Annotated in this window: 21 protein-coding genes and 1 rRNA gene; 11 read left to right on the plus strand and 11 right to left on the minus strand. The window is 70.6% G+C overall.

Going from position 1 to position 22535, the window contains the following annotated elements; genetic code table 11:
• Positions 1 to 30: 30 nt before the first annotated feature.
• Positions 31 to 393: a hypothetical protein gene (locus ACIQID_RS16450; RefSeq protein ID WP_400287101.1), complete on the minus strand. Its 363-nt coding sequence runs from the start codon at positions 391 to 393 to the stop codon at positions 31 to 33.
• Positions 394 to 704: 311 nt separating this feature from the next.
• Between ACIQID_RS16450 and ACIQID_RS16455 the strand changes: the two genes are divergently transcribed.
• Complete coding sequence (locus tag ACIQID_RS16455) at positions 705 to 1091, plus strand: hypothetical protein (protein ID WP_400287103.1); 387 nt, start codon at positions 705 to 707, stop codon at positions 1089 to 1091.
• Between the two features lie 192 nt (positions 1092 to 1283).
• Here the strand turns inward: ACIQID_RS16455 and nrdF are convergent, their stop codons facing one another.
• From nrdF to nrdH, 4 genes are read right to left on the minus strand one after another with little or no spacing between them, the layout of a single operon-like run.
• Positions 1284 to 2264: a class 1b ribonucleoside-diphosphate reductase subunit beta gene (gene nrdF / locus ACIQID_RS16460; protein ID WP_060922463.1), complete on the minus strand. Its 981-nt coding sequence runs from the start codon at positions 2262 to 2264 to the stop codon at positions 1284 to 1286.
• Positions 2265 to 2303: 39 nt separating this feature from the next.
• Positions 2304 to 4448: a class 1b ribonucleoside-diphosphate reductase subunit alpha gene (nrdE, locus tag ACIQID_RS16465; RefSeq protein WP_060922464.1), complete on the minus strand. Its 2145-nt coding sequence runs from the start codon at positions 4446 to 4448 to the stop codon at positions 2304 to 2306.
• On the minus strand, positions 4445 to 4879 hold the full coding sequence (gene nrdI / locus ACIQID_RS16470; RefSeq protein ID WP_126893816.1) for a class Ib ribonucleoside-diphosphate reductase assembly flavoprotein NrdI: 435 nt from the start codon (positions 4877 to 4879) through the stop codon (positions 4445 to 4447). Before nrdI ends, nrdE begins: the two co-directional genes overlap by 4 nt.
• A 33-nt stretch (positions 4880 to 4912) precedes the next feature.
• On the minus strand, positions 4913 to 5146 hold the full coding sequence (gene nrdH, locus ACIQID_RS16475) for a glutaredoxin-like protein NrdH (protein ID WP_017202656.1): 234 nt from the start codon (positions 5144 to 5146) through the stop codon (positions 4913 to 4915).
• Positions 5147 to 5523: 377 nt separating this feature from the next.
• On the opposite strand from nrdH, the gene ACIQID_RS16480 reads away from it, so the two are divergent.
• Genes ACIQID_RS16480 through ACIQID_RS16500 form a run of 5 tightly spaced genes read left to right on the plus strand, consistent with a single transcriptional unit; the run spans position 5524 to position 10125 of the window.
• A complete protein-coding gene (locus ACIQID_RS16480; protein ID WP_331202170.1) occupies positions 5524 to 6732 on the plus strand; it encodes an MFS transporter in 1209 nt (402 codons plus the stop codon).
• Positions 6729 to 7646, plus strand: a complete 918-nt coding sequence (locus ACIQID_RS16485; protein ID WP_400287107.1) for a sugar kinase — start codon at positions 6729 to 6731, stop codon at positions 7644 to 7646. Before ACIQID_RS16480 ends, ACIQID_RS16485 begins: the two co-directional genes overlap by 4 nt.
• 40 nt (positions 7647 to 7686) lie before the next feature.
• Positions 7687 to 8445, plus strand: coding sequence for an alpha/beta fold hydrolase (locus tag ACIQID_RS16490; RefSeq protein WP_400287109.1), 759 nt, complete (start codon positions 7687 to 7689; stop codon positions 8443 to 8445).
• The gene (locus tag ACIQID_RS16495) at positions 8442 to 9602 is read left to right on the plus strand and encodes an acyl-CoA dehydrogenase family protein (protein ID WP_400287111.1); all 1161 of its coding nucleotides are present in this window, start codon (positions 8442 to 8444) and stop codon (positions 9600 to 9602) included. Before ACIQID_RS16490 ends, ACIQID_RS16495 begins: the two co-directional genes overlap by 4 nt.
• A 55-nt stretch (positions 9603 to 9657) precedes the next feature.
• Positions 9658 to 10125, plus strand: a complete 468-nt coding sequence (locus ACIQID_RS16500) for an Lrp/AsnC family transcriptional regulator (RefSeq protein ID WP_102209934.1) — start codon at positions 9658 to 9660, stop codon at positions 10123 to 10125.
• Between the two features lie 9 nt (positions 10126 to 10134).
• Here ACIQID_RS16500 and ACIQID_RS16505 read toward each other — a convergent pair whose 3' ends face one another.
• Positions 10135 to 11649 (minus strand): PucR family transcriptional regulator, encoded by a 1515-nt coding sequence (locus ACIQID_RS16505; RefSeq protein WP_400287114.1) that lies wholly within the window; start codon positions 11647 to 11649, stop codon positions 10135 to 10137.
• 125 nt (positions 11650 to 11774) lie between these two features.
• Between ACIQID_RS16505 and ACIQID_RS16510 the strand changes: the two genes are divergently transcribed.
• Positions 11775 to 13259, plus strand: a complete 1485-nt coding sequence (locus tag ACIQID_RS16510) for a CoA-acylating methylmalonate-semialdehyde dehydrogenase (RefSeq protein ID WP_400287116.1) — start codon at positions 11775 to 11777, stop codon at positions 13257 to 13259.
• A 15-nt stretch (positions 13260 to 13274) separates the two neighbouring features.
• Positions 13275 to 14663: an aspartate aminotransferase family protein gene (locus tag ACIQID_RS16515; RefSeq protein ID WP_400287118.1), complete on the plus strand. Its 1389-nt coding sequence runs from the start codon at positions 13275 to 13277 to the stop codon at positions 14661 to 14663.
• Positions 14664 to 14680: 17 nt separating this feature from the next.
• Here the strand turns inward: ACIQID_RS16515 and ACIQID_RS16520 are convergent, their stop codons facing one another.
• On the minus strand, positions 14681 to 14953 hold the full coding sequence (locus ACIQID_RS16520) for a metal-sensitive transcriptional regulator (protein ID WP_025102619.1): 273 nt from the start codon (positions 14951 to 14953) through the stop codon (positions 14681 to 14683).
• Positions 14954 to 14989: 36 nt separating this feature from the next.
• On the opposite strand from ACIQID_RS16520, the gene ACIQID_RS16525 reads away from it, so the two are divergent.
• Positions 14990 to 16267 (plus strand): DUF445 domain-containing protein, encoded by a 1278-nt coding sequence (locus tag ACIQID_RS16525; protein ID WP_312675913.1) that lies wholly within the window; start codon positions 14990 to 14992, stop codon positions 16265 to 16267.
• A 1-nt stretch (position 16268) separates the two neighbouring features.
• Positions 16269 to 17183 (plus strand): agmatinase family protein, encoded by a 915-nt coding sequence (locus tag ACIQID_RS16530; protein ID WP_400287121.1) that lies wholly within the window; start codon positions 16269 to 16271, stop codon positions 17181 to 17183.
• Between the two features lie 12 nt (positions 17184 to 17195).
• Here the strand turns inward: ACIQID_RS16530 and hutI are convergent, their stop codons facing one another.
• Genes hutI through hutH form a run of 3 tightly spaced genes read right to left on the minus strand, consistent with a single transcriptional unit; the run spans position 17196 to position 21551 of the window.
• Complete coding sequence (gene hutI, locus ACIQID_RS16535; RefSeq protein WP_400287123.1) at positions 17196 to 18362, minus strand: imidazolonepropionase; 1167 nt, start codon at positions 18360 to 18362, stop codon at positions 17196 to 17198.
• Entirely contained in the window at positions 18359 to 20017 is a 1659-nt protein-coding gene (hutU, locus tag ACIQID_RS16540) for a urocanate hydratase (protein WP_331202179.1), read from the minus strand. The genes hutI and hutU overlap by 4 nt, the downstream gene beginning before the upstream one ends.
• Complete coding sequence (hutH, locus tag ACIQID_RS16545; protein ID WP_312675921.1) at positions 20010 to 21551, minus strand: histidine ammonia-lyase; 1542 nt, start codon at positions 21549 to 21551, stop codon at positions 20010 to 20012. Before hutH ends, hutU begins: the two co-directional genes overlap by 8 nt.
• 94 nt (positions 21552 to 21645) lie before the next feature.
• Between hutH and ACIQID_RS16550 the strand changes: the two genes are divergently transcribed.
• The gene (locus tag ACIQID_RS16550; RefSeq protein WP_400287144.1) at positions 21646 to 22383 is read left to right on the plus strand and encodes an IclR family transcriptional regulator; all 738 of its coding nucleotides are present in this window, start codon (positions 21646 to 21648) and stop codon (positions 22381 to 22383) included.
• A 66-nt stretch (positions 22384 to 22449) separates the two neighbouring features.
• Here ACIQID_RS16550 and rrf read toward each other — a convergent pair.
• A 5S ribosomal RNA gene (rrf, locus tag ACIQID_RS16555) occupies positions 22450 to 22535 on the minus strand; the annotation flags it as partial.

The following is a 22535-nucleotide window of genomic DNA, read 5'->3' on the forward strand; positions in this document are numbered from 1 at the left end:
TTGCGACTCTGCCTTCGTGAGACGACCGCGCTACTTCGCGGAACGCGCAACATGCCCTTTGATGATGCTGATCACACTCGTCGCAACCGCCGCTGCGGCGAGGATGAGGACGACGACGAAAGAGAAGGGGTTCACGGGAACGCCCTGATACTCGGCGAGGATGACCGCGCCCGCAGCACCGGCACCGGGTATCCAGAGCCACCGGCGGGTTCCGAACTGCCCATACAGCACCGCCCCCGCGATGAGACAGACGAGGGGGAGGATCGTGGCACCACTGCAGGGGCCCCCATAGGTTCCCGGCCCACACATGTACTGAAAATCGGGTGATGTGCCGAAGCGGACCCCGACAACGATCAGGATCGCGCCTGCAGCCGCGCCCAGCAGATGAAGCACACGTCGGAGGAAGCCTCGCGGGGGGTTCTGCGATGAGCGACTCGTCGGCATCTTCATTCAGAACCTCTCTCTGATAGCCGAAGGTCTGCACCACCATCCGCGTGAGAACCTTCGGCACGGCCACTCTCCATCCTCCAATACCGCACGCCGACTCCCATACATCCTCAGCGCTGGGGCGTCGTTGCGTATCCGATGCCGCGGGCGCGGAGACTCTCGCCGCGGTCGGCGCGGAGCGAAGGACGCCGCCCTATGAACGTCATGCTCGGTCTGCGGCGGATGGATATTCCGGGCGCAATGGGTATGCTCACGCCATGGAACCCGCTCCGATAGCCGACCACGGTCCGCAGGAGAAGGGTGCGACCCGGCGCCGCAGGATCCGGGTCGGCCTGATCGTCGCCGCAGCTCTCCTCATCGTGTTCTACCTCGCACGGCTGGGCTGGCTGTTCATGATGGCGGACGAGGGCGACACTCCTCCCCTGTCAGCCGTGCCCCTCCCTGCCGGCGCGCAGGTGGTCGGCCAGAGCGAAGGCTGCGGAAGCGGCGGCTGCTCGGTGACGTTCACCGTTCGCCCACCCGACGGCATGACCCCGGAACAACTCGCCGCGGAGATGGGGGCGACGCCGCAACTGTCGGTGCCTGGGAATCGTGGGATCCGCGCACCGTGTGGGTGTCCGCGCGGCCGTCAGCGGGCACCTTGAAGCTCGTCGCCGACTACACATCGGGCGAGTACGTGCCGTAGCCCGACCGTTCCGTCTGAGCGCTGACAGCGGACGACCGGACCGCGATCGTCAGGCTCACGGTGGGTCACCCGACGGCGCCTCCGGCCAGCCCGAGGGTCGGGTCGGCCGGAGTCGGACGCATTACTCTGCTTGCGTCCCGCCGCGCAGGGCTCAGAAGTCCCAGTCGTCGTCTTCCGTGGCCTCGGCCTTACCGATGACGTAGGAGGAGCCCGAGCCGGAGAAGAAGTCGTGGTTCTCGTCCGCGTTCGGGGAGAGCGCCGACAGGATCGCCGGGTTCACGTTCGTGACGCTGGAGGGGAACATCGCCTCGTAGCCCAGGTTCATCAGGGCCTTGTTGGCGTTGTAGTGCAGGAACTTCTTGACGTCCTCGGTGAGCCCGACGCCGTCGTAGAGGTCCTGCGTGTACTGCACCTCGTTGTCGTAGAGCTCGTAGAGCAGGGAGAACGTGTAGTCCTTGAGCTCGTCCTTGCGCGCCTGGTCGGCCGTCTCGAGTCCGCGCTGGAACTTGTAGCCGATGTAGTACCCGTGCACGGCCTCGTCGCGGATGATGAGGCGGATGAGGTCGGCCGTGTTCGTCAGCTTCGCCTTCGACGACCAGTAGATCGGCAGGTAGAAGCCCGAGTAGAACAGGAACGACTCCAGCAGCGTCGAGGCGACCTTGCGCTTGAGCGGGTCGTCTCCCTGGTAGTAGTCCATGATGATCTGCGCCTTCTTCTGAAGGTTCGCATTCTCCGTGGACCAGCGGAACGCCTCGTCGATCTCCTTCGTCGACGCGAGCGTCGAGAAGATCGAGGAGTAGCTCTTCGCGTGCACCGACTCCATGAAGGCGATGTTCGTGTAGACGGCCTCCTCGTGAGGCGTGATCGCGTCGGGGATCAGCGACACCGCGCCGACGGTGCCCTGGATCGTGTCGAGGAGCGTGAGCCCGGTGAACACCCGCATGGTGAGCAGCTGCTCGTCGGGGGTGAGCGTGTTCCACGACTGCACGTCGTTCGACAGCGGCACCTTCTCCGGCAGCCAGAAGTTGTTCACCAGACGGTTCCAGACCTCGAGGTCCTTGTCGTCCTGGATGCGGTTCCAGTTGATCGCCTGCACGCTGGAGACCAGCTTGAGCGGGGAGTGAGGAGTCATTCTTGTCCTAGTTCCTGGGTCACTGAGCCTGTCGAAGTGTCAGAGCATGCACGAGACGCACTCGGTCATGTCGGTGCCCTCGAGCGCCAGCTGACGCAGACGGATGTAGTAGATCGTCTTGATGCCCTTGCGCCATGCGTAGATCTGGGCCTTGTTGATGTCACGCGTGGTGGCGGTGTCCTTGAAGAACAGCGTCAGCGACAGACCCTGGTCGACGTGCTGCGTGGCCGCGGCGTACGTGTCGATGACCTTCTCGTAGCCGATCTCGTACGCGTCCTGGTAGTACTCCAGGTTGTCGTTCGTCATGAACGCCGCCGGGTAGTAGACGCGACCGAGCTTGCCTTCCTTGCGGATCTCGATCTTCGAGGCGATCGGGTGGATCGAGGAGGTCGAGTTGTTGATGTAGGAGATCGAGCCCGTCGGCGGCACGGCCTGCAGGTTCTGGTTGTAGATGCCGTGCTCCTGGATCGACGCCTTGAGCTGGACCCAGTCCTCCTGCGTCGGGATGTGCTTGCCCGCGAAGAGCTCCTTGACCTTCTCGGTCTCCGGGACCCAGGCGCGGTCGATGTACTTGTCGAAGAACTCGCCGGACGCGTAGGTCGAGTCGGCGAACCCGTCGAACGTCGTGCCACGCTCGATCGCGAGCTGGTTCGAGGCGCGCAGCGCGTGGAACAGCACGGTGTAGAAGTAGATGTTCGTGAAGTCGACACCCTCCTCCGAGCCGTAGAACACGTGCTCGCGGGCGAGGTAGCCGTGCAGGTTCATCTGACCGAGGCCGATCGCGTGCGACCGGTCGTTGCCGTCCTCGATCGAGCGGACCGAGCCGATGTGGCTCTGGTCGCTGACCGCGGTGAGCGCGCGGATCGCGGTCTCGACCGTCTGGCCGAGGTCGTCGGCGTCCATCGACAGCGCGATGTTCATCGAGCCGAGGTTGCAGGAGATGTCCTTGCCGATCTCCTTGTACGACAGGTCGTCGTTGTAGGTGGTCGGGGTGTTCACCTGCAGGATCTCGCTGCAGAGGTTGGACATGTTGATGCGCCCCTTGATGGGGTTGGCCTTGTTGACCGTGTCCTCGAACATGACGTACGGGTAGCCGGACTCGAACTGGATCTCGGCGACGGTCTGGAAGAACTCGCGCGCGTTGATCTTGGTCTTCTTGATGCGCGGGTCGTCGACCATCTCGCGGTACTTCTCGGTGACCGAGATGTCGCCGAACGGGACGCCGTAGACCTTCTCCACGTCGTACGGCGAGAACAGGTACATGTCCTCGTCGTTCTTGGCGAGCTCGAACGTGATGTCCGGCACCACGACACCGAGCGACAGCGTCTTGATGCGGATCTTCTCGTCGGCGTTCTCGCGCTTGGTGTCGAGGAAGCGCATGATGTCGGGGTGGTGGGCGTTGAGGTACACCGCACCCGCGCCCTGACGCGCGCCGAGCTGGTTGGCGTAGCTGAAGCTGTCTTCGAGGAGCTTCATGACGGGGATGATGCCCGAGGACTGGTTCTCGATCTGCTTGATCGGGGCACCCGACTCGCGGATGTTCGACAGCAGCAGGGCCACGCCGCCGCCGCGCTTGGAGAGCTGCAGCGCGGAGTTGATGCCGCGGGCGATCGACTCCATGTTGTCCTCGATGCGCAGCAGGAAGCAGCTGACGAGCTCGCCGCGCTGGGCCTTGCCCGCGTTGAGGAAGGTCGGGGTGGCCGGCTGGAAGCGACCGGAGATGATCTCCTCGACGAGGTTCACGGCGAGCTTCTCGTCGCCGTCCGCGAGGGCGAGCGCGGTCATCACGACGCGGTCCTCGAAGCGCTCGAGGTAGCGCTTGCCGTCGAACGTCTTCAGCGTGTAGCTCGTGTAGTACTTGAACGCGCCGAGGAACGTCTCGAAGCGGAACTTCTTCGAGTAGGCGAGGTCGTTGAGCTTCTGCACGAAGTCGAACGAGTACTTCTCGATGACGGCGCCCTCGTAGTACTCCTTCTCCACGAGGTAGTCCAGGCGCTCCTTGAGCGAGTGGAAGAACACCGTGTTCTGGTTCACGTGCTGCAGGAAGTACTCCCGCGCGGCGCGCTTGTCGGCGTCGAACTGGATCTTCCCGTTCGCGTCGTACAGGTTCAGCATCGCGTTGAGGGCGTGGTAGTCCAGGCCCTCGTATGCGGGGTTCACCTTGAATGCCACTGTCTCGGTCACTGAAGATTCCACCGTCGTTCCAATCCGTCGCTCACGCGATCCACGTCGTCCTGTGTGCCGAAGATCTCAAGCCGATACAAGTGAGGCACGTGGCACTTGCGGCTGATGATGTCGCCGGCGAGGCAGAACGCGTCGCCGAAGTTGGTGTTGCCCGCGGAGATGACCCCGCGGATGTGACGCCGGTTGCGCTCGTCGTTGAGGAACCGGATCACCTGCTTGGGCACGGCCCCCTTCTCGACCCCGCGCCCGGCACCCCCGCCGTAGGTGGGGGTGACCAGGACGAAGGGCTCGTCGACGACGAGGTCCTCTTCGTTCCGGTGGAGGGGGATGCGTCGGGCGGGAAGCCCGAGCTTCTCGATGAAGCGCGCGGTGTTACCCGACACGCTCGAGAAGTAGACCAGGAGCGGCGCTGCGGTCGCGACTAGGTGCATGATTCACCCCGGTCCCTGAGCGACGCCGAAGGGTCACGCCAGGCGGGACGCGAGCTCGTCGATCTTGTCGGGACGGAAGCCCGACCAGTGGTCCTCGTCGGTGACGACGACCGGCGCCTGCATGTAGCCGAGCGCCTTGACCTGCTCCAGCGCCGTCGGGTCCTCCGACAGGTCGTGGATCTCGTACTCGATGCCCTTGGCATCCAGGGCACGGTAGGTCGCGTTGCACTGGACGCAGGAAGGCTTGGTGTACACCGTGATCGACATCTGAACCCCTCAAATCTCTGGTTTCTCCGGCAGACCTCCGCCGGGATCTCAATACTACATATAGGGACGGACATTCGGTGCGACCACAAGGGGTAGTAGTTACATCCGTGTAGTTTTTCCACCGCTCTCTACAGATACAACACAGGTTGTCCACCGTTTCTTCCACAGGCCGACCCTCCTTCCCGGGGTCGTCGAGCCGCGGGAAATCGCGGCGGAGCGGAGCCCGTGCGAGATCCATCCACAGGCGGCACGATACGAGGGGCTTCCGACATCCCCAGGCCTGTGGAATTCGTCCGTCGGCGTGTCTCCGGCGTGTCGCAGCGACGCGGTCCCCGGCCCGTCTCCCCGACGTCCCCGCGGCCCGGTACCGTTGTCTGGTGGCGGGCTATCGGGATCTTCTTCGCACGCCGGGAGTGGGCCGCATGATCGCCGCCCAGCTCACCGCGCGCTTCCCCAACGGGATGATGTCCTTGGCGATCCTGCTGCACGTCGAGCAGCAGACCGGATCGTACGGATCGGCGGGCCTCGTGCTCGCCGCGACCAGCGTCGGCCAGGCGGTCGCCGGCCCCATCACCAGCCGCTGGATGGGCGCCTGGGGCATGCGGCGGGTGCTGACCCTCACGCTGTCCGTCTGCGTGATCGCGGTGCTCGGTCTCGGACTGCTGCCGCTCTCCGTCCCCGGCTACATGGCTCTCGGCATGATCGCCGGCCTCTCGACGCCGCCCGTGCAGGCGGCCGTCCGCACCATCTACCCCAAGCTCGTGAACGCCGGCCAGCTCACGCCGCTGTTCTCTCTGGACGCCTCCCTCCAGGAGATCATCTGGGTGCTGGCGCCGGTGGTCATCACCCTCGTCTCCACCCAGGTCGGCACCATGGAGGGCCTGCTCCTGGTGGCGATCGTCCTCGTCGCCGGCGGCGCGTGGTTCATCCTCTCCCCCGAGGTCGGCCGCGTGCGCATCCCCCGCAGCCGCAATGCGCTGGGCAAGGTCGTCCTCAAGCCGCCCGTGCTCCTCGCGACGGTCATCGGCTTCCTCCTCATCGGCGCCTGCTCGGCGGTCGAGGTCGGCGTGGTCGCGACGTTCGAACACGGCAGCCTCGCGGCGGGCCTCATCCTCGCCGTCTTCTCCGCCGGCAGCCTGGCCGGCGGCCTCGCCTTCGGCCACATCCCGATCGGTCCGTGGGCCATGGCGCGCCGCCTGCTCATCGTCACCGTGGGCCTGGCCCTCACGATGGTGATGCTCAACGTCTTCTGGCTGGGCGGCACGCTCATCCTCGCCGGCATCGGCATCGCTCCCGCCCTCGCGGTGCTCTTCGCCATCACCACGGCCAGCGTGAAGTTCAGCGAGACCGCCGAGGCGTTCGGCTGGGCGGGCACCGGACAGCTCATCGGCGCCGCAGCCGGATCGGCGGTCGCCGGCTTCCTCGTCGACGTCGGCGACTGGCGCGGCGCCTACCTGGCCGCCACCATCTTCGCGGCCGTCGGACTGCTCGTCTCCATCGTGTTCGTGCGCTCCTTCCCCGATCTGCGTCACCGCGACGCGAGCCCCCATCCCGACACCGAGCCCCTGGCGGTCACCCCCTCATGAGCCCCTCCGTCCCGTCCTCCTCCCCCGCGATCGTGTGCGTCGGCGAGTCGATGGCACTGATCACGCCGACCGGCGCCGGCCTTGCGTCCGCCGACACGGCGTCGATCACGCACGCCGGCGCGGAGGCGAACGTCGCGGTCGGCGTGGCGGCCGCCGGTCACCGCGCCGCCTGGGCCTCCCGCCTCGGCGACGATCCCCTCGGCCGACGTCTCACCGGCGAGCTGGAGCGGCGCCACGTCGAGCTGTGGACCGAGATCGACGCCGAGGCGCCGACCGGTGTGATGTTCAAGGATCCCGGCGTGGAGTCCTCGGCCGTCTACTACTACCGCCGCGGCTCCGCCGCCTCGCGCATGGCACCGGGCTTCCTGTCGCCCGCGCAGCTCGCCGGCGTGCGCATCGTGCACACCACGGGCATCACCCCTGCCCTGTCGCCGACCTGCGTGGCGATGGTCGACCGGCTCTTCGCCGACGCGCGCACCGCCGGGGCCGTCGTCTCCTTCGATGTGAACGACCGCCGGGCTCTGTGGAGCCCCGAGGAGGCGTCCGCCACCCTGGCTCGCCTGGCCGACGCCGCCGACATCGCCTTCGTCGGCCGCGACGAGGCCGAGCGCATCTGGGGCACCGCCACGGCGGCGGAGATCCGCGCCCACCTCCCGCACTGCGGTCTGCTCGTCGTCAAGGACGGCGACGTCGGCGCCACGGCCTTCCTCGGCGACGCGGACCCGGTGTTCGTACCCGCGCCGACCGTCGACGTCGTCGAGCCCGTCGGCGCCGGAGACGCCTTCGCCTCCGGGTTCCTCGCCGCGACGCTCGATGGCGCCGACCTCGAGACCCGCCTGGCCGCCGGACACGAGGCCGCCGCGCGGGTGCTCCGCATCGCGGCCGACCTGCCGCCCCTGGAGCCCGCGCGCTGACGCCGCCCGCCGCGTCCCGGCGCGGTCGTAGGCTGGTGCCATGCCCGCTCCCGTCACCCTCCCCCGCCTGAGCTGGGGCGATGCCGCTGCACCGCGACGCGCACTCCTCGTGCACGGTCTGGGATCGTCCGGCGCGCTCATGTGGCGTCTCGGCGACGCCCTCGCGGCAGCCGGCTGGCACGCGACGGCGGTGGACCTGCGCGGCCACGGCGACGCCCCGCGGACGCTCGACTACTCCGTCGCGGCCTACGCCGCGGACCTCGCCGCGACGCGCCCTCCCGGCGCGGGCCCCTGGGACGCCGTCGTCGGACACTCGCTCGGCGGCGCCGCCGGGACGGTGGCCGCCGCGGACGACGCCGACTGGACGCGCCGCCTCGTCCTCATCGATCCCGCGATCCACGTCGTCCAGCGGGACGCGGCCGACGTCCGCCGCAGCCAGGAACGCGCCTTCGCCGACAACCGCCTCGACGCGGTGCGGCAGGAGCACCCGCACTGGCACCCGCAGGATCAGGAGCTCAAGGTCGACGCCGTCCGGCGGGCGAGCGCGTGGGCGGTCGAGCAGACCAGCGCACAGAACCAGCCGTGGGACGTCCGTGCGCACGCGGCCCGTCTGACCGTGCCCACGCGCGTGATCGGGGGCGATCCCGCGGTCTCCAGCATCTTCACCGGGGCCCTCGCCGACGAGGTGCTCGCGAGCAACCCCCGCATCTCCCTGTCGGTCGTGGCCGGCGCCGGCCACTCGGTGCATCGCGACCGCCCGGAGGAATCGATCCGACACCTCCTGGAGGCTCTGGCATGACCGATTTCGACCCGTCGGCGTATCTCCCCGACGACCTGCTCGACCGCATCCGCGAGCGCGCCCCCCTCCACGACAGGGAGAACACCTTCCCCCAGGCCGACCTGGATGAGCTCCGCGCGGCCGGCTACCTGTCGATCCTCGTGCCCCGGGAGCGCGGCGGCGCGGGACTCGGCCTCGAACAGGCCGCCCTCCTCCAGCAGCGGCTCGCGGGGGCCGCGCCCGCGACCGCTCTGGCGATCAACATGCACCTCGTCTGGACCGGCGTCGCCAAGGTCTTCTCGGACCGCGGGGTGCCCGGTCTCGAGTTCGTGCAGGACGGCGCCGTGGCCGGCGAGGTCTTCGCGTTCGGCATCAGCGAGGGCGGCAACGACCTCGTGCTGTTCGGGAGCGACACCGCGGCGGTCCCGGACGGCGCCGGGGGTTACGCCTTCACCGGCACCAAGATCTTCACCTCGCTCGCCCCGGTGTGGACGAAGCTCGGCCTGCACGGACTCGACACCACGAGCCCGGACGCGCCGAAGCTCGTGTTCGCCTTCGTCGACCGCACGTCCGCGGTCACCACCGCCGACGACTGGGACACCCTCGGCATGCGCGGCACCCAGAGCCGGACCACGCGCCTCGACGGGGCCGTCGCGGACGCGGCGCACGTCGTGCGGCGCATCGACCCCGGCCCGAGCCCCGACCCGATCGTCTTCGGCATCTTCGCGGTCTTCGAGATCCTCCTCGCCTCCGTCTACACCGGCATCGCCCGGCGGGCGCTCGAGCTGGCCGTGGCGACGGCCCACCGGCGTCGCTCCAAGAAGAGCGGCGCCGCGTACAGCCAGGATCCGGACATCCGCTGGCGCATCGCCGACATGGCCCTCGCCTACGACGCACTCCCTCCGCAGATCACCACCCTCGCCCGCGATGTCGACGAGCGCGCGGACCGCGGCGCCGGCTGGTTCCCCGCGCTCTCGGGCGTCAAGCATCGCGCGGTGACGATGGCCAAGCAGGTCGTCGACGAGGCCATGCTGGTGGCCGGCGGCGGCTCGTACTTCAGCGCCAACGAGCTCTCCCGGCTCTACCGCGACGTCCTCGCCGGCGCGTTCCATCCCTCCGACCCGGAGTCGGCGCACGCCACCGCGGCGAGCGCCTGGCTCGGCCCGGTCGAGGCCTGATCGGGCGCACGCACACCCCGTTGTCCGCGACCGTCCGCGGTGCCAAGATCGCACCATGGCACCGTCGAAGAAGGACCATACCCTCGACGCGATCTCCAAGACCATCGTCGAGATGCTGCAGGAGGACGGGCGGCGCTCGTACTCCGAGATCGGCCGTATCGTCGGCCTGAGCGAGGCCGCCGTCCGGCAGCGGGTGCAGCGGCTCACCGAGTCCGGGGTGATGCAGATCGTCGCGGTGACGGATCCGATGCAGCTCGGCTTCCACCGGCAGGCGATGGTGGGCGTCAAGGTCGCCGGGGACGCCCGAGGCGTGGCCGAGGCGATCGCCGACATCGACGAGGTCGATTACGTCGTGATCACGGTCGGATCGTTCGACGTGCTCGTCGAGGCGGTGTGCGAGGACGACGACCATCTGCTGGCGCTCGTCAACGATCGCATCCGTCCGATCGCGGGCGTGGTGTCGACCGAGACCTTCATCTACGCGAAGCTCCAGAAGCAGCAGTTCGCCTGGGGCACGCGCTGACGGTCGGCCTCAGCGCGGCCGCGTCTCCTCGCGACGGCGGGCGAGGAGGGCGAGGTGCAGGGCGGCGAGGGTCTCCCCGTCGTCCAGATCCGCGCCGAGCAGGTCGCCGATGAGCGCGAGGCGCTGATAGAACACCGAGCGGGAGAGGTGGCTCGCGGCCGCCGCCGCGGAGCGGTTGCCGGGGTGCGCGACGAGGGCGGCGAGGACCGTGAGCAGGTCTCCGCGGCGATCCCGGTCGTGACGGACGAGGGGATCCAGCATCTGCTCGCTGTGCGCCTGGAGCCGACGATCGTCGCGCAGGGCCGACACGAGGCGTTCGAGCGGCCGGTCGGCGACGCGGCGGACCACCGGCACGTCGCCCCCTGACGGCCGTGCAGCGAGGTCGAGCGCGGCGCGGATCGAGGCCAGGAGCCCGAGGACGCCTTCGGCGCTCGGTCCGACGGTCACGGGCGCACCCTCGGAGAGGCGTGCGAGGACGGCATCGGTCAGCGCATCGGCCCCGGCGGCCACGAGCAGGACCACGTCGGCTCCGCGCCGGGCCCCCACCGCGGACAGCCCCGCCGCACGCGCGCGGGCGACGAGCATCTCCGCGTCCTCGTCCGTGCGGAAGACGAGGCCGGAGACGGTTCCGCCCGACGGGTCGAGTCCGAGTCTCCGGAGCCGGACCTCGACGTCTTCCTCGCGGGCGAACCGCGCGCCGAGAAGATCCTCGACGAGGCGGCGATGGGCGAGCACGGTCCACGCCCCCTCCCCATCGGCGAGGCAGCCGAAGGCGAGGGCCGTCGCCCCCAGCTCCAGGACGGTGGCCCGACCGGCGGGATGCGGAGGACCCTCCGCAGGGATGAGCCGGCCCCAGCGCACTCCGCGCGCCTGCACCGGCACCCGATCACCGCCCCGCTCCGTCTGTCGGAGGGCCTCGCCGACCGGGACGCGGAGCGCTTCGATCGCGACGACCTCCCCCGCCGGATTCTCGAGGCGGACCGGGGCGTCGAGTGCGCGGGCGACCTCGGACACGATGAGGTCGGCCGGTGCGCCACGGAGGCTGAGGGCGGTGAAGAGGTCGTGCAGTCGCTGACGCTCGCGGAGCGCCGCCGTCTGTGCCTCGATCAGCGCCCGGTGCACGGCCTCGGTCACCGCGACGAACTTGACCTCCACCCCGAGCGCGATCAGAGCGAGGCCGGAGGCGGCACAGGCCTCGACGACCGCGGCCGGGACGCGGGGCATCCGCGGGCCGAGTTCGACGATGATGCCGGACACCCCGACCGCCGCCAGCTCCGCCACGAGCACGCGCAGCGCTGCGGGGCTCGTCGGCCAGGCCGCGCCGGTCGTGAGCAGCAGCTCGCCGCCGTCGAGCAGGCGGGCGACGGCGGCGCTGTCCGAGGCGTGGACCCACCGCACCCCGGCCTCCAGTGCCGGGCCCCCGACGAGGACGGTCGGCGCCCCCTCCTGCACCGCGGGGAGCGCGAGCACGTCCCCGACGCGCAGCACCGAGGGCGATCGATCCGGACGATCTGTCCGATCCACCGAGAAGTCCTGACGCTCTGCCACTCCGCACCCGCTCCGTTTCCTGTCAGCATGGGCCGAGCCCCAGCGTAGCGACCCTCGGTCAGAGTGTGCGACACGCGAACCCCTCTGCGAAGGAGCCCCCCGTGGACATCGTCCGTCACTTCATCAACGGCACCGAGACGGGCGAGGCCGCCCGCCGAGGCCTCGTCTTCGATCCGGCGACAGGAGCCGTCACGAAGGAGGTCGCGTTCGCCTCGGCCACCGAGGTCGACGCCGCCGTGGACGCCGCTGCTGCCGCGCTGCCGGCGTGGCGGGAGACGAGCCTCATCAAGCGCGCCGACGTGTTCTTCCGGCTCCGTCAGCTCCTCAAGGAACGGACGGACGAGCTGGCGGCCATCGTCACGTCCGAGCACGGCAAGGTCCTGTCCGACGCCGCCGGCGAGGTGTCCCGCGGCATCGAGAACGTGGAGTTCGCGGCCGGTCTCGTGCACCTGCTCAAGGGCGAGCGCAGCGAGCAGGTCGCCCGCGGGGTCGACGTGCACTCCGTGAAGCAGCCGGTCGGCGTGGTCGCGGCCATCACCCCGTTCAACTTCCCGGTCATGGTGCCGCTGTGGATGGTCGCCTCCGCCATCGCGTGCGGCAACACCGTCGTCCTCAAGCCCAGCGAGAAGGATCCGTCCGCCGCGGTCTGGCTCGCACGGCTGTTCCGCGAGGCCGGTCTCCCGGACGGCGTCCTCAACGTCGTGCACGGCGACCGGGAGTCCGTCGACGCGCTTCTCGACTCCCCGCGGGTGCAGGCGGTGAGCTTCGTCGGCTCGACCCCGATCGCCCGGTCGATCTACGGACGGGCGTCCGCCGCCGGGAAGCGGGTCCAGGCGCTCGGCGGCGCGAAGAACCACATGGTCGTGATGCCCGACGCCGACATCGACGCGGCCGCCGACGCCGCCGTCTCCGCAGCGTACGGCTCCGCGGGCGAGCGCTGCATGGCGGTGTCCGTGCTCGTGGCGGTGGGCGACATCGCCGACGACCTCGTCGCCGCGATCGCCCGCCGCATCGACGGCCTCTCGATCGGCCCCGGCACGGATGCGGCGAGCGAGATGGGGCCCCTCATCACCGCGGAGCACCGTGACCGGGTCGCCTCCTACGTCACAGAGGCCCCCGGGGAAGGCGCCACGGTCGTCGTCGACGGCACCACGAAGCGGTTCGACGGCGACGGCTTCTTCCTCGGGGTGAGCCTGATCGACGACGTCACGCCCGGCATGCGCGTCTACGACGACGAGATCTTCGGCCCGGTCCTGTCCGTCGTGCGCGTGGGCTCCTACGCGGAGGCGGTCGCGCTCGTCAACGCGAACGCCTACGGCAACGGGACCGCGATCTTCACGCGCGACGGCGGGACGGCACGGCAGTACGAGTTCGACATCGAGGTCGGCATGGTCGGCGTCAACGTCCCGATCCCGGTGCCCATCGGCGCCTACTCGTTCGGCGGGTGGAAGGACTCGCTCTTCGGCGACGCGCACATCTACGGCCCGGAGTCCGTGCACTTCTACACGCGGTCGAAGGTCGTGACGACGCGGTGGCCCGACCACACCCCGTCGCAGATCGACCTCGGCTTCCCGAGCAACCACTGACGAGGAGCGATCACGATGACGACCTTCACCGACCGCCACGGACTCTCCTCCCCCCTCCCCGCCCCGGACGCCGAGGCGCAGGTGCGCGCCGATGACCGCGCCCACGTCTTCCACTCCTGGAGCGCGCAGGCGCTGATCGACCCGCTGCCGGTCGCCACCGGTCGGGGCTCGACGTTCTGGGACTACGAGGGCACCGCCTACCTCGACTTCTCCAGCCAGCTCGTGAACCTCAACCTCGGCCACCAGCACCCGGATCTCGTCGCCGCGATCCAGCAGCAGGCCGGGCGGCTCGCGACCATCCAGCCGTCGATGGCCAACGATGTGCGCGGTGAGCTCGCCCGCCTCATCGCCGAGGTCGCTCCCGACGGATTCGAGAAGGTGTTCTTCACGAACGGCGGCGCGGAGGCGAACGAGTACGCCGTGCGCATGGCCCGGCAGGCCACGGGGCGCCGGAAGGTGCTGTCGATGTACCGCAGCTACCACGGCTCCACCGCGACCGCGATCTCCCTCACCGGCGACCCGCGCCGCTGGGCGAACGACGTCACGGACACCGGGGCCGTGCGGTTCTTCGGACCGTACCTCTACCGCTCCCCGTTCCACAGCGAGACGCCCGAGCAGGAGACGGAGCGCGCCCTCGCGCATCTGGAGCAGACCATCCAGCTCGAGGGACCGCAGACGATCGCCGCGATCATCGTCGAGACGGTCGTCGGCACCAACGGCGTGCTGCTTCCGCCGCCCGGCTATCTGCCCGGGGTGCGCGCGCTCTGCGATCGCTACGGGATCGTCTTCATCGCGGACGAGGTGATGGTGGGGTTTGGCCGGCTCGGCGAGTGGTTCGGGATCGATGCCTTCGACGCCCGCCCCGACCTGATCACCTTCGCGAAGGGCGTGAACTCGGGCTACGTCCCCCTCGGCGGCGTCGTGATCTCCGACCGCATCGCCGCGGCCTTCGACACCGTCCCGTTCGCGGGCGGACTGACGTACTCCGGGCACCCTCTCGCCTGCGCGGCCGGTGTGGCCACGTTCGAGGTGTTCCGCCGCGACGGCATCCTGGAACGGGTGCGCGACCTCGGCGAGCGGATCGTCGGTCCGACCCTGCGCTCGTGGGCGCGGTCGCATCCGAGCGTGGGCGAGGTGCGCGGCCGCGGTCTGTTCTGGGCGGTGGAGCTCGTGCGGGATCAGCAGACCAGGGAGCCGCTGGTGCCGTTCAACGCGACCGGTGCCGACGCCGCACCGATGACGGCGTTCGCAGCCGCCGCGAAGCGGGCAGGAGTGTGGCCCTTCACGCACTTCCACCGCGTGCACATCGCCCCGCCGCTGGTGATCGAGGAGGCGGAGCTGGTGCGGGGTCTGGCGGCGATCGAGGAGGCACTGGCGGTCGCCGACGGGTACGCGGTCGGCTGAGCGTCCCCCGCCGGCCGCTACTTGCGGTCGAAGTCGAACGCCTTGAGGAGCTCGCCGACGGCCTTGTCGCGCTCCTCGCCGCCGTCCTCGAACATGTGGGTGACGTGGGTGCGCAGGTGGTTCTCCAACAGCAGGCGGTTGAGCGACTCGAGCGAGCGCTGGATCGCGCGGGACTGCGTGATGATGTCCATGCAGTACTCCTCGTTCTCGATCATCCGCGCGACGCCGCGCATCTGACCCTCGAGGATGCTGGTGCGGTGCAGAGCGCGCTTCTTGATGTCTTCGATCACGTATCGAGGCTACTCGCCCCGTGAAAGGATGACGTCATGCCGCGAACACCCACGACGCTGCTCTCCGTCGCCGACCAGGAGCGCCGGCGCGCGCTGCGGCGGATGAAGGCCGTCGCGCTCGGGGCGCTGATCTTCATGGCCCTCGCCTTCGTCGTCGCGTTCGCGTTCCAGGAGCGGGTCGGCGGGCTCGCCTACGTCAGGGCCGCGGCGGAGGGGGGCATGGTCGGCGCGCTCGCGGACTGGTTCGCGGTGACCGCGCTGTTCCGCCGTCCGCTGGGCCTGCCCATCCCGCACACCGCGATCATCCCGAACCGCAAGGACGAGATCGGCCGCACTCTCGGCGAGTTCGTGGAGACGAACTTCCTCGCGGCCGACGTCGTGCGCACCAAGCTGACCAGCACCGCGATCGCCCTCCGCGCCGGGGAGTGGCTCCGCGAGACCCCGCATGCCGAGCGCGTGGCGGCCGAGGGGGCGACGGTCGCGACGGCCGTGCTGAACGCGCTCAGCGACGACGACGTGCGCGACCTCCTCGCCGACCTCGCGCGCGAGCATCTCGTCGCGCCGGAGTGGGGGCCGCCCGCCGGGGCGTGGCTGGAGAAGATCGTGGACGCCGAAGCCCACCACGGTGCCGTCGATCTCGCGGTGGACAGCATCGGGCGATGGCTCGACGCGAACGCCGCTTCCTTCACCGGACTCGTCTCCCGGCGCCTCCCTGGATGGATGCCGAAGATCGCGCACCGCCTCATCGACGACACGGTGTACAACGAGGCGGTCAAGTTCGTCCGCGCCGTGCAGGCCGACCCGCGGCATCCGGCCCGCCTCGCGATCGACGGGTACCTGTCCCGCCTCGCGGACGCCCTGCAGAACGATCCCGCGACGCGCGAGAAGCTGGAGAACGCCAAGGCCGCCCTCTTCGACAGCCCCCGCGTCGGCGCCCTCGCCGCGGAGGCCTGGAACACCGCCAAGAACGGACTCCTCACCTCCCTCGCCGACCCGGAGAGCGGGCTGCGGCGCCGCGCGGTGCAGGCGCTCCAGGAGGTCGGCGAGCGGCTCACGACCGACGCCGCCCTGCAGCGCCGCGTCGACACGTGGGTCTCCGATGCGGCCGTCTTCCTCGTGGACCGGTACCGGCACGACATCGCCTCGATCATCACCGACACCGTGGAGCGCTGGGATCCCGCCGAGACCACGGAGAAGATCGAGCTCATGGTCGGCCGCGACCTGCAGTACATCCGTCTGAACGGCACGGTCGTCGGCGCCCTCGCCGGCCTCGCGATCTTCACCGTCGCCCACGCCCTGATCCCGGGAGTCTGACATGGCGCTGTCCCACGATCCGCTCTGGCCGCGCGCCGGCGCCTGGCCCGCGTTCGAGGACACGGCCGACGCGGTGCTCCTCGGCGTCCCGACCTGGCGCACCTCCCTGTCCCCGACCGGGGCGCACGCGACACCGGCCGCGATCCGCGAGGCGCTCCCCCGCTACGGCACGACGGTGCTCGGCCCGCCGACGGTCGACCTGGACGAGGTGCTCCGCATCGCCGACGCCGGGGACGTGCCGGAGCCGGACGGCGACGCGGGAGAGGCGCGGACGATCGAGCGGGTCCGGGAGCTCGCGGACGCGTCGCACCTCGTCATCGCCCTCGGCGGCGACAACTCCCTCACCTACCCGGTCGCGCTCGGAGCGGAGGCCACGGGCCTGATCACGTTCGACGCGCACTTCGACCTGCGCGACGGCGTCTCCAACGGCACGCCGGTGCGGCGACTCGTCGAAGACGCCCCGGCGGCGTCCGGCCTCCCCACCGCACGCATCGACCCCACCCGGATCGTGCAGATCGGCCTCGCCGACTTCGCGAACTCCGCCGCGTACGCCCGCCGCGCGGCCGACTGGGGCATCCGGGTCGTCACCCTCGACGACGTGCGCCGTCGCGGCATCGCCGACGTCGTGGCCGAGGCCGTCGAGATCGCGGGGGCGGGCGAGGCCGCCCGGGTGCACCTCGACATCGACGTGGACGTGTGCGACCGCGCGGTCGCACCGGGGTGCCCGGCCAGCGTCCCGGGAGGCCTGGCCGCGTGGGAGCTGCGCGCCCTCACCCGGGCGGTCGCCGCCGATCGCCGGGTCGCGAGCGCCGACATCGCCGAGGTCGACGCGACCGCGGACGCGGAGGACGGTCGCACCGTGCGACTCGCTGCCCTCTGCGTGCTCGAGCTGCTCGCCGGCCTCGCGGCACGCTAGCCCGAGCGGCCCTCACCCGACCGCGAGGCCGTCCTTCCAGACGCGCTGCACCAGCGGCACACCCGGGCGATACGCCAGATGCACGCGGGAGGGGGCGTCGAGCAGTACGAGGTCGGCGCGCGCCCCGGGGGTGATCCGGCCGATGTCGTCCCGCCGGAGTGCCCGCGCCCCGCCGGCGGTGGCGGCCCAGACCGCCTCCGCCGTGGTCATGCCCATGTCCCGCACGGCGATGGCGATGCAGAAGGCCATGGACGACGTGAAGCTGGACCCCGGGTTCGTGTCGCACGCCAGCGCGACCGTCACACCCGCGTCGAGGAGTCTGCGCGCATCCGGATAGGGCTGGCGCGTGGAGAACTCCACGCCGGGCAGCAGCGTGAGCACCGTGTCCGACGCGGCGAGCGCGGCGATGTCCGCGTCGGTGAGGTAGGTGCCGTGATCCACCGAGGCCGCCCCCAGCTCGACCGCCATCCGCACGCCGTCGCCCGGACCGAGCTGGCTCGCATGCACCCGAGGAGCGAGGCCCCGGGCCCTGCCCGCCTCCAGGATCCGTCGCGACTGCGCCACCGTGAAGGCGCCGGTCTCGCAGAAGACGTCGATCCACCGGGAGTGCGGGGCGCACGCGTCGAGCATCGGCCCCACGACGAGGTCGACATAGGCGTCGGGATCGTCGGCGTACTCGACCGGCACCACATGCGCACCGAGGAACGTGACCTCCGACGTCACCTCGGCGGCGAGGCGCACGAGGCGCTCCTCCTCCGCGACGGCGAGACCGTAGCCGCTCTTGATCTCGACCGTGGTGGTCCCCTGTGCCCGCAGCTCGTCGATGAACCCGCGCAGTCGGGCGCGCAGCTCGTCGTCGGTCGCCGCCCGCGTCGCCTGGACCGTCGACCGGATGCCGCCCGCCGCGTATGGCTGTCCCGCCATGCGCGCCTCGAACTCCGCCGCCCGATCGCCGCCGAAGACGAGGTGACTGTGGCTGTCGACGAATCCGGGGATCACCGCCCGACCCCCGGCGTCGACGACCTCGTCGGCCGCGGGAGCCGTGGCCGACGAGCCCACCCACGCGATCCGCTCGCCGTCGATCAGCACGGCCGCGTCGCGGAGCGTGCCCGTCGGGTCGGCTTCGGCGGCGGCGTTGGTGGTCAGTTCCCCGATCCCGGAGATGAGCGTCGTCGTCACAGCATCGGCACCTTCAGTCCGCGGTCGCGCGCGACCTCCTTGGCGTGGTCGTACCCGGCGTCCACGTGCCGCATGACGCCGGTCCCGGGGTCGTTCGTCAGCACCCGGGCGAGCTTCTCCGCCGCGAGGGCCGAACCGTCCGCCACCGTGACCTGCCCGGCGTGGATCGAGCGTCCGATCCCCACCCCGCCGCCGTGGTGCAGGGACACCCACGACGCTCCGGAGGCGGTGTTGAGGAGGGCGTTGAGCAGGGGCCAGTCGGCGATCGCGTCGGAGCCGTCCTTCATGGCCTCGGTCTCCCGGTACGGCGATGCGACGGAGCCGGAGTCGAGGTGGTCGCGGCCGATGACGATCGGCGCGGACAGCTCTCCCGAGGCGACCATCTCGTTGAACTTGAGTCCGGCGAGGTGCCGCTCCTGGTAGCCGAGCCAGCAGATGCGCGCCGGCAGGCCCTCGAAGTGGACGGCCGACCCCGCCTTGTCGAGCCAGCGGTGCAGGGCGGTGTCCTCGGGGAAGAGCTCGGCGATCGCGCGGTCCGTCTTGAAGATGTCCTCCGGGTCTCCGGACAGCGCCACCCAGCGGAACGGTCCTCGCCCTTCCTCGAACTGCGGGCGGATGTAGGCGGGAACGAAGCCCGGGAACGCGAACGCCCGGTCGAATCCACCGAGCTGCGCCTCCGCGCGGATCGAGTTGCCGTAGTCGAAGACCGCCGCCCCCGCGTCCTGGAAGCCGACCATCGCGGCGACGTGGGCGGCCATGGATTCCCTCGACCGGCGGGTGAACTCCTCGGGGTCGCGCGCGGCCTCCCCCTTCCAGCGGTCCACGTCGATGCCGATCGGCAGGTAGGCGAGCGGGTCGTGGGCGCTGGTCTGGTCGGTCACGACGTCGATCGGCACGCCCCGACGCAGGAGCTCCGGGAAGATCTCCGCGGCATTGCCCACGACGCCGACCGAGAGGGCGTGACCGGCGTCCTTCGCCGCGACGACCCGGGCCACCGCCGCATCGAGGTCGGTGGTGTACTCGTCGAGGTACCGGTGCTCGACGCGGCGCGCGAGCCGCGTCTCGTCGACGTCCACGATCAGGACCGCGCCCTCGTTGAGGGTCACGGCGAGGGGCTGCGCCCCGCCCATCCCGCCCGCACCGGCGGTCAGCGTCAGCGTCCCCCGCAGGGAGTCCCGCCCGAGCGAGCGGGCGACCGCGGCGAACGTCTCGTACGTCCCCTGCAGGATGCCCTGCGTGCCGATGTAGATCCAGGAGCCGGCGGTCATCTGGCCGTACATGGTCAGCCCCAGCTCCTCCAGACGGCGGAACTCCGGCCAGGTCGCCCAGTCGCCGACGAGGTTCGAGTTGGCGATGAGCACGCGCGGCGCCCACTCGTGGGTGCGGAACACGCCCACCGGCTTGCCGGACTGGACGAGCAGCGTCTCATCCGGCTCCAGCTCGTCGAGCGTGCGGACGATCGCCTCGTACGCCTCCCAACTGCGCGCCGCCTTGCCCGTCCCGCCGTAGACCACGAGGTCTTCCGGGTGCTCGGCGACCTCGGGATCGAGGTTGTTCATGAGCATGCGCTTGGCCGCTTCCGCGCCCCAGCTCTTGGCGGTGCGCTCGGCACCGCGGGCTGCGCGTACCGTGCGCGCTGCGTTCTCCTCAGTCATGCATGTGCTCCTTTGCGACACGGGCGATGGCACCCGACTGGACGAGGGCGGTCACGGCTTCCATCTCGGGCGAGAGGTGGCGGTCGGGGCCGGGGCCCGCGGCGACCGTGCGGACGAGGTCGCGCACGGCTCCGGTCGCCGGCCCTGCCTCGAGCGGCGCGCGGAGATCCAGGGCGCGGGCGGCGGTGAGGATCTCGATCGCCAGGACGCGGGAGAGACCGTCGATCGCCCGGCGCAGCTTCCGCGCTGCGGCCCAGCCCATCGAGACATGGTCCTCCTGCATCGCCGAGGAGGGGATGGAGTCGACCGAGGCGGGCACGGCGAGGCGCTTCAGCTCGGAGACGATGCCGGCCGCCGCGTACTGCGCGATCATCAGGCCGGAGTCGACCCCGACCTCCGCCGCCAGGAAGGGCGGGAGTCCGTGACTGCGCGCCGGGTCCAGGGCCCGGTCCGTGCGGCGCTCGGACACGGACGCGACGTCGGCGACCGAGATCGCGAGGAAGTCGAGGACGGCGGCGACGGGCGCACCGTGGAAGTTGCCGTTGGACTCGATACGCCCGTCGAGGGTGATGATGGGGTTGTCGATGACGCTGGACAGCTCGCGCTCCGCGATCATGGCGGCATGCCCGAGCGTGTCCCGTGCGGCGCCGTGCACCTGCGGGGAACACCGCAGCGAGTACGCGTCCTGCACCCGGCCGTCTTCCGGCCCCTTATGACTGGCGACCATCGGCGAGCCGGCGAGCAGGGCACGGAGGTGGCCGGCTGAGGTGGCCTGTCCCGCCTGCGGACGCAGCGCCATGAGATCGGCGGCGAACACCGCATCGGTGCCGAGCTGCGATTCGACCGACATGGCCGCCGCCACATCGGCCGTGAGCAGCAGCATCTCCAGGTCATGGAGCGCGAGCACCAGAGTGCCGAGCATCCCGTCCGTGCCGTTGATGAGGGCCAGTCCCTCCTTCTCCACGAGCGTGAGGGGCGCGATGCCGGCGTCCGCGAGGGCATCGGCCGCCGGGACGAGCCGGTCCGTGGCGTCGCGGACATCGCCCTCGCCCATGGCCGCGAGGGCGATGTGGGCGAGGGGCGCGAGATCCCCGGAGCACCCCAGCGACCCGTACTCGCGGACCACCGGCACGATGCCCGCGTTGAGCAGCGCGGCGTACGTCTCCACCACGACGGGACGAACCCCCGTGCGCCCGGACGAGAGCGTCTGGAGGCGCAGCAGCTGGAGCCCGCGCACGACCTCCCGCTCGACCTCGGCGCCGGTCCCGGCGGCGTGGGAACGGATGAGGCTCGCCTGCAGCTGCAGTCGCCGGTCCGGAGCGATGAACGTCGTCGCCAGCGCACCGAAGCCGGTGGACACCCCGTAGTGGGGGTGCGGGTCCGCGGCGAGGCCGTCGATCACCCGCCGGGTCTCGGCGACGGCGGCCAGCGCCGCGGGGTCGACGACGACGGGCGCATCGTGACGGACCACGCGGACGACATCCGCGGCAGACAGAGGGGCGGCGCCGACGAGGACAGGGGCTGGATCGCTCATGTCTCGATTCCACACCCGCCGGGTCGACGCGCGCGCGGCTTCGTGGCAACCTGTGTCTGTGATCCCAGACATCTCCGAGACCGATGACGCCCAGGTGCCTGCCGCGGCGCAGACCCTGCGCATCCTGAGCTACCTGGCGGGCCGGCCGGCACCGGTGGCGGCGTCCGCGATCGCCCGCGAGCTCATGCTTCCGCGATCGACGGTCTATCACCTGCTGCGCACGCTCGCCGCCCACGGCTTCGTGCTGCACCTCCGCGAGGAGCGCCGGTGGGGACTCGGCACGTCGGCCTTCGAGCTGGCCGGAGGCTACGCCCGACAGCAGCCGTTGGCGCGGCTCGGACGACCGCTCATCGCCGGGCTCTCCGACCAGCTTGGGGAGAGCGCGCACCTGGCGGTCATGAGCGGCGGCGATGTGCTGTACATCGTCGAGGAGCGTGCGCCCCGGCGGCCGGCGCTGGTGACCGACGTGGGCGTGCGCCTCCCCGCGCACCTGACCGCGACCGGACGCGCGATGCTCGCCGCCCTCCCCCGCGAACAGGTCCGGGCGCTGTACCCGGATGCTTCCGCCTTCTCCGACCGCACCGGGCGGGGCCCGCGACGCCCCGGCGAGCTGCGCGATCTCCTCCGGGAGGTGCGCTCGCGAGGCTGGGCGACGGAGGACGGCGAGGTCGCGGAAGGCCTGCGCTCCGTGGGCGCCGTCGTGCGCGACGCGGCCGGCTGGCCCGTCGCCGCGGTCGCGATCACCTGGGCCGGCGACGACGGAGCAGAGGTCGTGCTGGCGAACGCGGTGCGCGAGACCGCGGCGACGCTCGAGGCGCGCCTGGCCCGCTGAGGCGACGCCTCACGCGTTAACGCAAGAAGGCCACCCAGCATTGGGTGGCCTTCTTGTCTAAAAGGAGTCCGGCGGTGTCCTACTCTCCCACAGGGTCCCCCCTGCAGTACCATCGGCGCTGTGAGGCTTAGCTTCCGGGTTCGGAATGTGAC

This window comes from Microbacterium sp. NPDC091676 (assembly GCF_044756645.1).
GTDB lineage: Bacteria > Actinomycetota > Actinomycetes > Actinomycetales > Microbacteriaceae > Microbacterium > Microbacterium paraoxydans_D.